The sequence below is a fragment of the Caulobacter sp. LARHSG274 genome (genome assembly GCF_052871235.1).
In genome coordinates this window covers 53,144-65,283 of record NZ_JBIXJO010000011.1, presented here as the reverse complement: position 1 = coordinate 65,283, position 12,140 = coordinate 53,144, and the positions used below count along the sequence as shown (strand labels likewise).

At 69.6% G+C, this 12,140-nt stretch carries 10 protein-coding genes; 7 read left to right on the top strand and 3 right to left on the bottom strand.

Going from position 1 to position 12,140, the window contains the following annotated elements; genetic code table 11:
- Positions 1–209: 209 nt before the first annotated feature.
- The 3 genes from ACIPQB_RS17275 to ACIPQB_RS17265 all read left to right on the top strand — a co-directional run bounded on the left by ACIPQB_RS17275 (position 210) and on the right by ACIPQB_RS17265 (position 2,220).
- Positions 210–1,061 carry a glutamate racemase gene (locus ACIPQB_RS17275; protein ID WP_446486490.1) on the top strand — a complete coding sequence of 284 codons (852 nt, stop codon included), beginning with the start codon at positions 210–212 and terminating at the stop codon, positions 1,059–1,061.
- 48 nt (positions 1,062–1,109) lie between these two features.
- The gene (locus tag ACIPQB_RS17270) at positions 1,110–1,535 is read left to right on the top strand and encodes a type II toxin-antitoxin system PemK/MazF family toxin (protein WP_446486489.1); all 426 of its coding nucleotides are present in this window, start codon (positions 1,110–1,112) and stop codon (positions 1,533–1,535) included.
- Between the two features lie 160 nt (positions 1,536–1,695).
- Entirely contained in the window at positions 1,696–2,220 is a 525-nt protein-coding gene (locus ACIPQB_RS17265) for an ATPase (protein ID WP_446486488.1), read from the top strand.
- A gap of 71 nt (positions 2,221–2,291) precedes the next feature.
- On the opposite strand, the gene ACIPQB_RS17260 is transcribed toward ACIPQB_RS17265, so the two are convergent.
- From ACIPQB_RS17260 to ahpC, 3 genes are all read right to left on the bottom strand, one after another.
- A complete protein-coding gene (locus ACIPQB_RS17260; protein WP_446486487.1) occupies positions 2,292–3,677 on the bottom strand; it encodes an intermediate filament-like cell shape determinant CreS in 1,386 nt (461 codons plus the stop codon).
- A gap of 243 nt (positions 3,678–3,920) precedes the next feature.
- Positions 3,921–5,507, bottom strand: coding sequence for an alkyl hydroperoxide reductase subunit F (gene ahpF / locus ACIPQB_RS17255; protein WP_446486486.1), 1,587 nt, complete (start codon positions 5,505–5,507; stop codon positions 3,921–3,923).
- A 90-nt stretch (positions 5,508–5,597) separates the two neighbouring features.
- Positions 5,598–6,161, bottom strand: a complete 564-nt coding sequence (gene ahpC, locus ACIPQB_RS17250) for an alkyl hydroperoxide reductase subunit C (protein ID WP_446486485.1) — start codon at positions 6,159–6,161, stop codon at positions 5,598–5,600.
- Between the two features lie 114 nt (positions 6,162–6,275).
- Here ahpC and ACIPQB_RS17245 point away from each other — a divergent pair, with 114 nt between their 5' ends.
- The 4 genes from ACIPQB_RS17245 (at position 6,276) to ACIPQB_RS17230 (ending at position 11,198) form a co-directional block, all read left to right on the top strand.
- Positions 6,276–7,208 carry a hydrogen peroxide-inducible genes activator gene (locus ACIPQB_RS17245; RefSeq protein WP_446486558.1) on the top strand — a complete coding sequence of 311 codons (933 nt, stop codon included), beginning with the start codon at positions 6,276–6,278 and terminating at the stop codon, positions 7,206–7,208.
- 142 nt (positions 7,209–7,350) lie between these two features.
- Positions 7,351–8,337 (top strand): TraB/GumN family protein, encoded by a 987-nt coding sequence (locus ACIPQB_RS17240; RefSeq protein WP_446486484.1) that lies wholly within the window; start codon positions 7,351–7,353, stop codon positions 8,335–8,337.
- A gap of 147 nt (positions 8,338–8,484) precedes the next feature.
- A complete protein-coding gene (locus ACIPQB_RS17235; RefSeq protein ID WP_446486483.1) occupies positions 8,485–8,979 on the top strand; it encodes a hypothetical protein in 495 nt (164 codons plus the stop codon).
- A gap of 32 nt (positions 8,980–9,011) precedes the next feature.
- Positions 9,012–11,198 carry a M10 family metallopeptidase C-terminal domain-containing protein gene (locus ACIPQB_RS17230; RefSeq protein WP_446486482.1) on the top strand — a complete coding sequence of 729 codons (2,187 nt, stop codon included), beginning with the start codon at positions 9,012–9,014 and terminating at the stop codon, positions 11,196–11,198.
- The last annotated feature ends 942 nt before the right edge of the window (positions 11,199–12,140 follow it).

Below are 12,140 nucleotides of genomic sequence, written 5' to 3'. Positions count from 1 at the left end.
CGGAAGGACGAACCTCGACCCTAGGACGGCGCGCCGTGCATGCGTAGGTGGTTTTCCGACAAAAACGCCCGCCGAACATGAATTCTGCGACAGGTTCATCGACAACGCGCCCGCCGCCGAGGCGTTTCCACCCCGCCTGCGCGGTGTCTGCACCAAAATCTCAAGCCCGGCGCGTGGACGCCTCCGCAGCCGCGCGCTAAGCCAGGGGCATGTCCATCGGCGTCTTCGACTCCGGCGTGGGCGGCCTCACGGTCCACCGCGCCCTCGTGCAGCGTCTGCCCCAGGCGGACTTCGTCTATCTCGCCGACCAGGCCAACGCCCCCTATGGCGGGCGACCGGGCGAGGAAATCGTCGACCTGACGCGGGCCGGCTGCGAGCGGCTGTTCGCGACCGGCGCCAGCCTGGTGGTCCTGGCCTGCAACACCGCCTCGGCCATCGCCCTGCGCCGCCTGCAGCAGACCTGGCTGCCCGGCTATCGCAAGGCCCTGGGCCGGCCGGTCAATGTGCTGGGCATCATCGTCCCGACCATCGAGGCGGCCACCGGCCTGCCCTGGGAGCACGAGGCCGAGCGGCGCGGCGACAAGGTCGAGCAGCTCGACGTGCTGGGGGTTTTCTCGACCCAGGGCACGACCCATTCGCGCGTCTACGAGATCGAGATCGACAAGCGCAAGCAGGACATCGCGGTGTTCTCGCAACCCTGCCCGGACCTTGTGCCTATGATCGAGGCCGACGCCGGGGCGGTCGACCTGGCCAGGGCGGTCGAGGGCTATGTCCAGGCGCTGAAGACCCGCATCGGCCGCTATCCCGACCGCGCCGTGCTGGGCTGCACCCATTACGAGATCATCGCCGACATCTTCCGCGCCGCCCTGCCGGCCGGCACCCCGGTCATCCACCAGCCGGCCGCGACGGCCGACGCCCTGGCGCTCTACCTGCAGCGCCACCCGGAACTCGATCCCGGAACCGGCGGCGGGCGCCAGTTCCTGACCACCGGCCAGCCGGGCCCGCAGAACGGCCTGGTCGAGAGCTTCTGGGGCGGCCCGCTGGCGTTCGCGGCGGCTTGAAGCAAGCCGCACATGTTCCTAAGGTTGAGTTTGACCTGAGGGATCAACGTGGCGATCAAAGAGCATCCGCCCATCGGTTCTTTGTTGATGTGCGACTTCGGTTCGGGATTTCGCGAACCCGAGATGGTCAAACGCCGCCCGGTGGTCGTCGTGAGTCCAAAGATCGCGGCGAGGCCGGGCCTTTGCACCGTCGTCGCCTTGAGCACGACGCCACCGGCTCCGCCCATGGCCTATCATTGTCAAATCGATATCCGTCCCGAACTTCCCGATTGGATGCAGAGCGACGGCGTCTGGGTGAAAGGAGACATGATCTCCAGTGTCGGCTTTCATCGACTCGACTTCATAAGAACGGGAAAGGCTGTTGATGGCCGCCGACAATACTACTATTCCAGAATAAGCGCCCAACACCTCGGCAAGGTTCGGGCCTGCATCTTGAACGGAATAGGCCTCTCCCACTTGACAAAACACCTGTAGAGAGGCATTTACGTCTCCGTAAGCGGCTCTCGCCTTGGCGATCCGCGCCTAAGACCCCACCCGGGGCCGTCGTGAGCCATGGCGACGTCAAGCCATTTCACGACGCAGATTCACCCCGCTCCGGCGGGGTTTTTTGCGCGCGGAAGCCATGGTGGGTCTGATGAAATTCCTCCTCGCCGCCGCCCTGGCCCTCGCCACCACCGCGGCGCACGCCGAGGTGGTCGACGCCCAGGCCAACGGTTTCGAGGTCCGGCGCGAGGCGGTGCTGAACGCGCCCGCCGACAAGGTCTACGCCGCCCTGATCCAGCCCTCGGCCTGGTGGAACAAGGACCACACCTGGTCGGGCTCGGCGGCCAATCTGTCGCTGGCGGCGATGTCGGGCGGCTGTTTCTGCGAGAAGCTGCCGGGCGGCGGCTCGGTGCTGCACATGAGCGTGGTCTACGCCCAGCCGGGCCAGGGCCTGCGGCTGTTCGGCGGCCTGGGCCCGCTGCAGATGTCCGGCGCGGCCGGGCACCTGGGCTGGACCCTGGCGGAGAAGGACGGCAAGACCACCCTGACCCAGACCTATGACGTCGGCGGCTACATGAAGGGCGGCCTCGACAAGATCGCCCCGGTCGTCGACCAGGTGTTGGGCGAGCAGTTCGATCGGCTGAAGCTCTATGTCGAGACCGGCAAGGTCCCGTAGGGAGCAGACCAAACGAAAATCCCGGGCGCGAGGCCCGGGATCACGATGACGTCAATGACAGAAAGAGCAGCTTACCCCGCCACGGCCAGGTCGTCGCTGGTGGCGCCCAGCAGGGCCATCTGCAGGCGGGCGCGGTCGCGGCGGGCCGATTCCAGGGCTCCCTCGGCGAGGGCGGCCTCGGCGCGGATCCGCTCGATCTCGGTCTGCAACTCGGCGACCTTCTCGTCGTGCAGGCGGCGCGTTTCGTCCTCGGAGGCCTGCAGGGCCTCGAAGCGGGTGCGCAGCTGGCCGGCCCGCTCCTCGGCGCGCTTGAGCGCCTTTTCATGCGAGCCGACCGACTTGGCCAGCTGGTCGGCGCGCTCGATGGCGGCGGCGCGGGCGGTGTCGACGCCGGCGTGGCGGGCGCGCAGGTCCTCGACCTCGTCCTCCAGGTTGCGGACCCGTTCCAGCGCGCGCTCCAGGGCGACATTGAGGTCGCCGGCCCGGCGCTCGACCGCCTGCTGCTGGGCGCTGGACTCGTTGAGTCGGGCCGAGATCTGGCCGTTCATCTCTTCCAGCTTGTCGGCGCGGCCGGTCGCGGTCTCCAGGCGGGTCTGCAGGGCCGAGACCTCGGTGCGGCCGGCCTCGACCTGGGCTTCCAGGCCGCGGATGGTGCGGGCGCTGTCGGACTGGAAGGTGGCCAGGGCGTTCTCGGCGGCCAGCAGGCGCGAGCGCTCGGCGGCCACGTGGGCCTCCAGCTCGGTCTCGATGCGCGACAGCCGGGCGACGTCCGAGCCGGCCTGTTCGAGGCGCTTCTTCAGGGTGGCCAGCTCCTCGACCTGCAGGGCCGAAAGCTGGTTGGCGCGGGCCAGGGCGGCCTCGGCCTCGCCGCGGCGGGCGTCGATGTCCTGGGTCTGGGCGCGCAGGGTGTCGACGTCCTGCGACAGGTGCTCGCCGCGGGCGACGGCGTCGCGCAGGGTCGCTTCCAGCCCGCCGACCTTGAGGTCGGACTGCTGCAGGCCATTACGCAGCCGATCGATCTCCAGCGCCCCGTCCTCCAGGGCCACGTCGAGGGCCTGGCGGCGGGCGTCGGACTCGGTCAGGGCGGCCTCGGCCGTGGCCAGTTTGGCGGCCAGCTCGCGTTCCTCGGCCTGGGCCAGGCCCAGCTGGCGCGAGGCCTGGTCGAAGGCGGCGCGCAGCGAGATCAGCTCGGCGTGCTCGGCGCGGCGGGCCTCGAACTCCTCGGCGACCGGGCCGCGGATCTCCGACAGCAGCGGCTCGATCGCCCGCAGGTGCTCGACCACGCGGCTGATGCTGTCGAGGCCGCCATGGATGGTCTCATAGCGCACGCCGATGGCCTGGGTGGCCTCGACCAGGCGGTCGACGCTTTCCGGCGCCTCCGGACGGTCGTTGTCCGTGGCCAGCATCACCGGCTTCACGGTCTTGCCGTTACGATCGCCCTTCGACAGCAGCCTCATCTCGCCCACCCTCTAACGACCTGCGGAAGCGACGCCCATCGCGCCGATTCGGCCCCTCGACCACGCAGAATCATTTGCCCATTCGTTAACAGAATGCCCGTGGCCAAGATTGATGTCGAGGCGAAGATCGCCTTTCCGGCGAGGGGCGCATTGACGCATCGCCAGACGGACGAAAGCCGCCGCATCCGCCTCGAAAGGTGGACGCGACGGCTTCGAAATCTGCGTTCAGAGGTCGATTTCGCCTCAGGCGGCGGCGGCTTCCTGGGCCGGAACCGCGGGTTCCAGCCGGATCAGGTAGTCGAAGGCCGACAGGGCCGCCTTCGAACCGTCGCCCATGGCGATGACGATCTGCTTGTAGGGCGTCGTCGTCGCGTCGCCGGCCGCGAACACGCCCGGCAGCGAGGTCTCGCCGCGATGATCGACCTCGATCTCGCCGCGCGGGGTCAGGGCGACGGCGTCCTTCAGCCATTCGGTGTTGGGCACCAGGCCGATCTGCACGAACACGCCTTCCAGGTCGACCTGATGGACCTGGTCGTGGTTGCGGTCCTTGTAGGTCAGGCCGGTGACCCGGGTTCCGTCGCCCAGCACCTGGGTGGTCAGGGCCGAGGTGACGATCCGCACGTTGGGCAGGCTGGCCAGCTTGCGCTGCAGCACCGCGTCGGCCCGCAGCTGGCTGTCGAACTCGATCAGGGTCACATGGGCGACGATGCCGGCCAGGTCGATGGCCGCCTCGACGCCGCTGTTGCCGCCGCCGATCACCGCCACGCGCTTGCCCTTGAACAGCGGGCCGTCGCAGTGCGGGCAATAGGCCACGCCCTTGTTCTTGTACTCGGCCTCGCCGGGCACGTTGATGTTCCGCCAGCGGGCGCCGGTGGCCAGGATCACGCTGCGCGACTTCAGGCTGGCGCCGCTTTCCAGCTTGACCTCGATCAGGCCGCCCGGCGTCGAGGCCGGAACCAGGCCGACCGCCTTCTGCAGGTTCATGATGTCGGCGTCATAGTCCTTGACGTGCTGCTCCAGCGCCGTGGCCAGCTGCGGGCCCTCGGTGTGGCGCACCGAGATGAAGTTCTCGATGGCCATGGTGTCGAGCACCTGGCCGCCGAAGCGCTCGGCCGCGACGCCGACCCGGATGCCCTTGCGGGCCGCATAGATCGCCGCCGCGGCCCCAGCCGGGCCGCCGCCGACGACCAGCACGTCGAACGCGTCCTTGGCCTTGATCTTCTCGGCCTCGCGGGCCACCGCGCCGGTGTCGAGCTTGGCCAGGATCTGCTCCAGGCTCATCCGGCCCTGGCCGAAGGGCTGGCCGTTCAGCAGCACGGTCGGCACGGCCATGACCTGGCGCTGCTCGACCTCGTCCTGGAACAGGGCGCCGTCGATGGCGACATGGGTGATGTTGGGGTTCAGGGCGGCCATGGTGTTGAGCGCCTGCACCACGTCGGGGCAGTTCTGGCAGCTCTGCGAGAAATAGGTCTCGAAGCGGAACTCGCCCTCCAGGGCGCGGACCTGGTCCAGCACCTCGGCGTCGAACTTCGGCGGGTGGCCGCCGACATGCAGCAGGGCCAGCACCAGCGAGGTGAACTCGTGGCCCAGGGGCAGGCCGGCGAAGCGGACGCTGGCGTCACGGGAGTCGCGCTCGATGGCGAAGGACGGCGTGCGGGCGTCGTCGCGGCGCGCCAGGCTGACCTTGTCGGAGGCGGCGACGATGTCTTCCAGCAGGTCCAGCATCTCGCGGGACTTGGGGCCGTCGTCGAGCGCGGCGACCAGCTCGATCGGCTGGCGCAGATTGCCCAGATAGGCCTTCAGCTGGTCCTTCTGGTGGGCGACAAACACCCGCGCGCCCCTCCCCAAAAACCGGGGGGGGGGGGGGGGCGGCGGGCGGGGCCCCCCCCCCCCGGGGGGGGGGCCCCGGGTCGGGGTCGGTTAGATCTTGCCGACCAGGTCGAGGGACGGCTTCAGGGTGGCTTCACCCTCTTCCCACTTGGCCGGGCAGACTTCGCCCGGGTGGGCGGCGACGTACTGGGCGGCCTTGACCTTGCGCAGGAGCTCAAGGGCGTCGCGGCCGATGCCGCCGGCGGTGATCTCGACGATCTGGATCTTGCCGTCCGGGTCGACCACGAAGGTGCCGCGGTCGGCCAGGCCGACCTCTTCGATCATCACTTCGAAGTTGCGGGTGATCTTGCCGGTCGGGTCGCCGACCATGGTGTACTGGATCTTGCCGACCGCTTCGGAGGTGTCGTGCCAGGCCTTGTGGGCGAAGTGGGTGTCGGTCGACACCGAATAGATCTCCACGCCGAGCTTCTGGAATTCGGCGTAGTTGTCGGCCAGGTCTTCCAGCTCGGTCGGGCAGACGAAGGTGAAGTCGGCCGGATAGAAGAACACGACCGACCACTTGCCCTTCAGGTCGGCGTCGCTGACGGTGATGAACTTGCCGGCCTTGAAGGCCTCGGCGGTGAACGGCTTGATGGCGGTGTTGATCAAGGACATGAAGTGCTCCTGCGAAATTGCCAGGCCCTTGTACGAGACGCCGCGCGATAGGGCCAATCGATTAATTCATCATCGGTAATAGGCGCGATCTATGAGATGCCCTATATAACGGCCATGCTCCCCACCCTGCGCCAGCTCCGCTATCTGAAGCTTCTGTCCGAACACGGCTCGTTCAGCCGGGCGGCCGAGGCCTGCCACGTCACCCAGCCGACCCTGTCGGCCGGCATCCAGGAACTGGAGAAGATCCTCGGCGCGCCGGTGGTCGACCGGGCCCGCTCGGGGGTGATCCTGACCGCCGCCGGCCAGGAGGCCGTGCGCCGGGCCGAGGGCATACTGGCCCAGACCGAGGATCTGGTTCAGGCCGCGCGCGGGGCCGGTCAGCCCCTGGCCGGACGCTTCCGGCTCGGGGTGATCCCCACCGTCGCCCCCTACCTGCTGCCGCGCGCCCTGCCGGCCCTGCGCGACCGCTTTCCCAAGCTGAGGCTCTATCTGCGCGAGGACCTGACCCACCGGCTGATCGCCAGCCTGAAGTCCGGGGCCCTGGACGCCGCCCTGATCGCCCTGCCCTACGACATGACCGGCCTGGACTGGGCCCATGTCGAGGACGACGAGCTGCTGGCCGCCGCCCCGGCCAACCACCGCATGGCCGCCTTCGAGCGGGTCGATCCCGACAGCCTGCGCGACGACGACATGATCCTGCTGGAGGACGGTCACTGCCTGCGCGACCACGCCCTGGCCGCCTGCGGGCTGGAGCCGCCGCGCGGCGTCGGCCTGGGCGACGACGACGAGACCTTCGCGGCGACCTCGCTGCCGACCCTGGTGCAGATGATCGGCTCGGGCCTGGGCGTGTCGTTCCTGCCGTCGATGGCCGTGGCCGCTGGCCTGGCCGAGAACGCCCCGGTCACCGTCCGGCCGCTGATCTCCGACCATTCCAGCCGCGAGATCGTGGTCGCCTGGCGCCACGGCTCCAGCCGCGAATCCGAAGGCCGGCTGCTGGCCGAGACCCTGCGCGACCTGCCGCCCGCTGCGCTTTCCCCCCGACAGTAGAGGTTTTCGCCATGCGCCTCCTGGGCCTGTCCGACCCCGAGGGCAACGGCCTGGAACTGCGCGCCTAGAAACGACGGCCGCGCTTTCGCCACGACCCGCGGCCACCTATTCTTACAGGCGAGCGGATGAAGGAGACCGGACGATGCGATCCCTGTTGGCGTTGAGCGCCGTCGCCGCCCTGGCCCTCGCCTCGCCCGCCGCCGCCCAGGCTCCCCCGCCGCCCCAGACCGTCGAGCTGACCCCGACCGATCCCGGCAGCGCCGTGGTCTCGGAACTGTTGGTGATCGCCCGCCCGCCGGGACCGGCCCTGTGGCTGGTCGAGAAGGGCGGGGCCAAGCTCTATGTGCTCGGCTCGGCCCCGCCGCTGCCGCACCAGCTGAAGTGGGACAGCCCCCGGCTTAACCGGGCCATGGACCAGGCCAGCCTGGTGCTGGTTCCGCCCGAGGCCTCGGTCGGGCCGCTGCAGGTCACCAAGTTCTTCCTGACCGGCGGCGCCGGCCTGCGCCAACCGATGTTCGGCAAGCGGCTCGAAGAACGTCTGCCGCCCGACCTGCGGGCCCGGTTCGTCAACCTGCGCGAACAGGCCCAGCGCACCGCCGTGCCCTACAAGGACTGGAAGCCCGGGGTGGCCGGCTTCATCCTGATGTCCGACTTCCGCCAGGCCGCCGGCATTTCGGAGGCCAAGCCGGTCAGCACGGTCGAGCGGATGGCCAAGGCCAAGGGGGTCAAGGTCAAGGCCATGAGCCAGTACCGGCTGGGGCCGATCCTCGGCGTGGTCGGCAAGCTCTCCGAATCCGACCAGCTAGCCTGCCTGAACGACGCCCTGAGCGAGATCGAATACGACGCCGGCCACGCCACGACGATCGGGACCGACTGGGCCAATGGCGACCTAGCCAGCGTGCGGGCCCGCTATTCGGCCTCGGCCGCCCAGCGCTGCCTGCTGCGCGCCCCCGGCGGCGCGGCCCTGCTCGACCAGCAGATCGCCCAGTCGGCCTCGGCCCTGAACGAGGCGCTCGCCCGTCCGGGGGTGACGATCGCGGTGGTCGACCTGGCCTTCCTGCTGCCGGCCAACGGCGTGCTCGACCGCCTGCGCGCGGCCGGCGCGACGGTCACCTCGCCGGCCGACTGAGCCGCCGCGGACGTCGGTTAACCACTCTCGTTATTTCTGTAAGCTGAGCAATTCGCGTCAAGCTTGCATCCGAGCGAATTTGTCGCGAGGGTGACACTTCGCAAGCGGCCGGCAATCTTTCGCAACGTGGGGCCGCGACGGGGGTCGATGTCGCGACATCGCGGGATCATGGCGCTGGCCTGCGCTGCGCCGCTACTGGCGGCGGCGGGCCCGCCGGCGACGGCCGCCACGCCGGTCCTGGCCTGGGAGGGCGCCCAGAGGCTGGGCGTCCACTGCCTGCTCGACCCCGACCATCTGGCCGGCCGGCGACCGCTGCAGGCGACGCTTTGCGAGCGGGTCCGAACCCTGGCCGCCGCCAAGGCGCCGCTGCCCGTCGCCATCCTGCCGCCGGGTGATCCCCGGCTGATCGCCCCGGACACCGTGGTGCTGCTGTTCCACGCCGCCGTGCAGGACGACGGCGGCCGGCCGCTGCTGGTGTTCACCACCCGCGCCTACCGGCCGACCGCGGCGCCGTCCGAGCTGTTCGGCGCCATGCCCCGCGCCGTCGCCCTGCCGCCCGGCGGAACCGGCCCGGACCTCGACGCCGCCCTCGACGCCGCCCTAGGCGAGACCCTGCCCTGGCGCGCCCGCCCGATCCCCTGAAACACGTCTCTTCCCAACCCAGGACCCCTCCGATGCTTCAGTATGACGAGACCCGCGACCAGGACCTTCACCGCGAGATCGACCTGCCGGTCTTCACAGGGCCGAGCGACGCGCTCGCCCCGGGCCTCGACGTCGCGGTCACGCCGGTCGACGCCTCGGTCGACGGCCAGGGCGGAGAGATCCGCGGCAAGCCGGTGTTCACGATCGATCAGGTGGTCGAGCAGCTCAACCGCGGCGGGGCCGGCTGGACGCCCGGCGGCGTCGACCACGCCGTGCCGCGCGACGGCGATGTCTCGGTGCTGAACTTCGGCTTCCAGACCGCGGAAAGCATGTTCGCCGAGCCCTATGTCTACGAGGAGAACGGCCAGCTCTACGGCCGGCCGGAATATTTCGGGTTCGCCGAGTTCTCAGACGCCCAGAAGGCCGCAGCGCGCGAAAGCATGGCCGCCTGGGACGACCTGATCGCCCCGTCCCTGGTGGAGACCGCGCCCGAGCAGGCCGACATCACCTTCGCCAACTACACCAACCGTCCCGGCACCCAGGCCTACGCCTACCTGCCCTACGACTACACCCCCGACAACGCCGACCTGATCGCCGGCGACGTCTGGGTCAGCGCCAACCAGCCCAGCAACTTCCAGCTCGACGAGGGCCTCTACGGCATCCACACCCTGGTCCATGAAAGCGGCCACGCCCTGGGCCTGGAGCATCCCGGCGACTACAACGCCGCCCCCGGGGTCAGCATCACCTACGCCGACAACGCCGAATATTACCAGGACAGCCGCGCCTATACGGTGATGTCCTATTTCAGCGCCGCCGAGGTGGGCGCGCGGCATTTCGACTTCAACCTCTCCACGACGGTCTACGCCTCCACGCCCCTGGTGCACGACATCGCCGCCATCCAGGCGATCTACGGCGCCGACATGACCACCCGCACCGGCGACACCACCTACGGCTTCAACAGCAACGCCGGCCGCGATTCCTACGACTTCACCAAGACCCCGGCCCCGGTGATGGCCATCTGGGACGCCGGCGGAATCGACACCCTGGACGCCTCCGGCTACGCCACCGACCAGATCATCGACCTGACGCCCGGCTCGCTCAGCGGCATCGGCGGGGTGACCTACGACACCGCCCCGTCGTTCGAACAGGTCAACGCCAACCGGGCGGCGGCCGGCTACGCGCCGGTGGCCCTGGCGACCTACAATTCCAACATGGCCGTGCTGGCCGCCAATCCGGTGGTCGGACGGCTGACCGACAATGTCTCCATCGCCTATGGCGCGACGATCGAGAACGCCGTGGGCGGCACGGGCGCCGACCGGCTGATCGGCAACACCGCCGCCAACACCCTGACCGGCGGGGCGGGGAACGACAGCCTGGAAGGCCGGGCCGGGGCCGACATCCTCGACGGCGGGACGGGGAACGACATCCTCGACGGCGGCGAGGGGGCCGACCGGATGACCGGCGGCGCCGGCGACGACCGCTATGTCGTCGACACCTATCGCGACACCGTCCACGAGCTGGCGGGCGGCGGGACCGACACCGTCTGGAGCGCCATCAGCTACGGCCTGGGCGCCAATCTGGAGAACCTGCGCCTGACCGGTGAGGCCATGCTGGGAACCGGCAACGGCCTGAACAATGTCATCGACGGCAATGACGCCTTCAACCTGCTGACCGGCGGGGCCGGCGATGACGCCCTGTCCGGCTTCGGCGGCGTCGACTATCTGGACGGCGGCGCGGGCCGCGACAACCTGTCGGGCGGCGACGGCGACGACATCCTGTCGGGCGGCGGCGGCAATGACCGGCTGAACGGCGGCGCGGGTTTCGACATCCTGCTGGGCGGCGGCGGCAACGACGTCTTCGCCTTCGACGCCGGATCCTTCCCTGACAGCGACAGCCTGGCGGTCGACTTCGTCGGCGATTTCGGCCGCGGCGACCTGTTCGACTTCAGCGCCCTGGACGCCGACAGCACCCTGGCCGGCGACCAGGCCTTCTCGCTGGTGTCCAGCTGGACCGGCGTCGCCGGCCAGATCATGGTCAGCGCCTACGCCAGCGCCGTCTCGGCGATCGGCGCCCTGGGCGGGGTCGACCTGGGCGCCTATGGCTGGGGCCTGTGGGGCGGAGCCTCGATCGTCTGGGGCGACGTCGACGGCGACGCCCAGTCGGACTTCGCGGTGCTGGTCACCGGCGGTTCGCTGTCGACCGGCGGCTGGCTGCTCTGAGGGAAGGCGGGGGGAGGGATATCCGTTTGCTGGCATTGCGCGATAGGCTGTTTTCGACCCCAGTCGGACCTTAGGTCTAAGCGCCCACCCAAAAAATACACCCGTCATTCCGGGCCTTGTGCCCGGAACCCCTGGTTCGGCCCGCACGTGAAGTGCAAGCGGTTCGCCAGCGAACCGCCCCTCCTGCACCTGCGGCGGAGAGAGGGGTTCCGGGCACAAGGCCCGGAATGACGGCTGAGAAGGGAATGGCGAAGGGACTGCTTCCCCCCTCCACGGACCTTAGAAACGTCCGTTCGGCGCAAGCCCGCATCCGCCCGTCGGATGCGGGCGGAATCTCCTTCTCTTCCTTGCGAGAGGGCGGCTCACGGAGCGAGGTCGGATGAGACCGCGCCGCCTCCACCCCCGATCACCCCCGCGAAGGCGGAGGCCCAAGCGGCCAGGGCGGCTGCAATGAGGTGCGAAGTCCCGGACTCGGCTTGGGTCCCCGCCTGTGCGGGGATGATCGGATGAGGGGGCGCTGGCGGAGGAGGAAAGCGCAGGCGTTTGCGGGGATCGACGCGGCTCCATCCCCGTCCCCCACGCCAAGAACCCCAGCAACTTCAACGCCCTGAAAAATAACCACCGTCACCCACCCGCCAGGGCTCAAACCGCGCGCACAATCACGGCTGTCTCCGTCGCGGAGGAGGGCGCTTGGTACCGACCCGAAGCGGCGATGGAGATGGAACCGAGCGGGGCCGCCTGGGCCTGGCGATCGGATCGCGGCGGGTTGCGGGGCTCAGAAGGCTCCAAGGTCCGGCGCGGACGGTGGCGGGACAGGCGGGTCGACGGGGCCGGGAGGTTCAAACCGGCCTGTTCCAGGATCTGTCGGAGTCGCTGACGGCCCCTTCCGGGCGACTTTGATCCTGCCCGTCCGAGGGGGAACGTCGATCGGGATGAAACAGG

Excerpts from the sequence above, each read along its gene's own strand:
- ACIPQB_RS17235 (WP_446486483.1), top strand. The coding sequence starts at position 8,485 with ATGTCGCGACATCGCGGGATCATGGCGCTGGCCTGCGCTGCGCCGCTA.
- ahpC (WP_446486485.1), bottom strand. The coding sequence starts at position 6,161 with ATGTCCTTGATCAACACCGCCATCAAGCCGTTCACCGCCGAGGCCTTC.
- ACIPQB_RS17245 (WP_446486558.1), top strand. The coding sequence starts at position 6,276 with ATGCTCCCCACCCTGCGCCAGCTCCGCTATCTGAAGCTTCTGTCCGAA.
- ACIPQB_RS17260 (WP_446486487.1), bottom strand. The coding sequence starts at position 3,677 with ATGAGGCTGCTGTCGAAGGGCGATCGTAACGGCAAGACCGTGAAGCCG.
- ACIPQB_RS17230 (WP_446486482.1), top strand. The coding sequence starts at position 9,012 with ATGCTTCAGTATGACGAGACCCGCGACCAGGACCTTCACCGCGAGATC.
- ACIPQB_RS17275 (WP_446486490.1), top strand. The coding sequence starts at position 210 with ATGTCCATCGGCGTCTTCGACTCCGGCGTGGGCGGCCTCACGGTCCAC.
- ACIPQB_RS17240 (WP_446486484.1), top strand. The coding sequence starts at position 7,351 with ATGCGATCCCTGTTGGCGTTGAGCGCCGTCGCCGCCCTGGCCCTCGCC.
- ACIPQB_RS17265 (WP_446486488.1), top strand. The coding sequence starts at position 1,696 with ATGAAATTCCTCCTCGCCGCCGCCCTGGCCCTCGCCACCACCGCGGCG.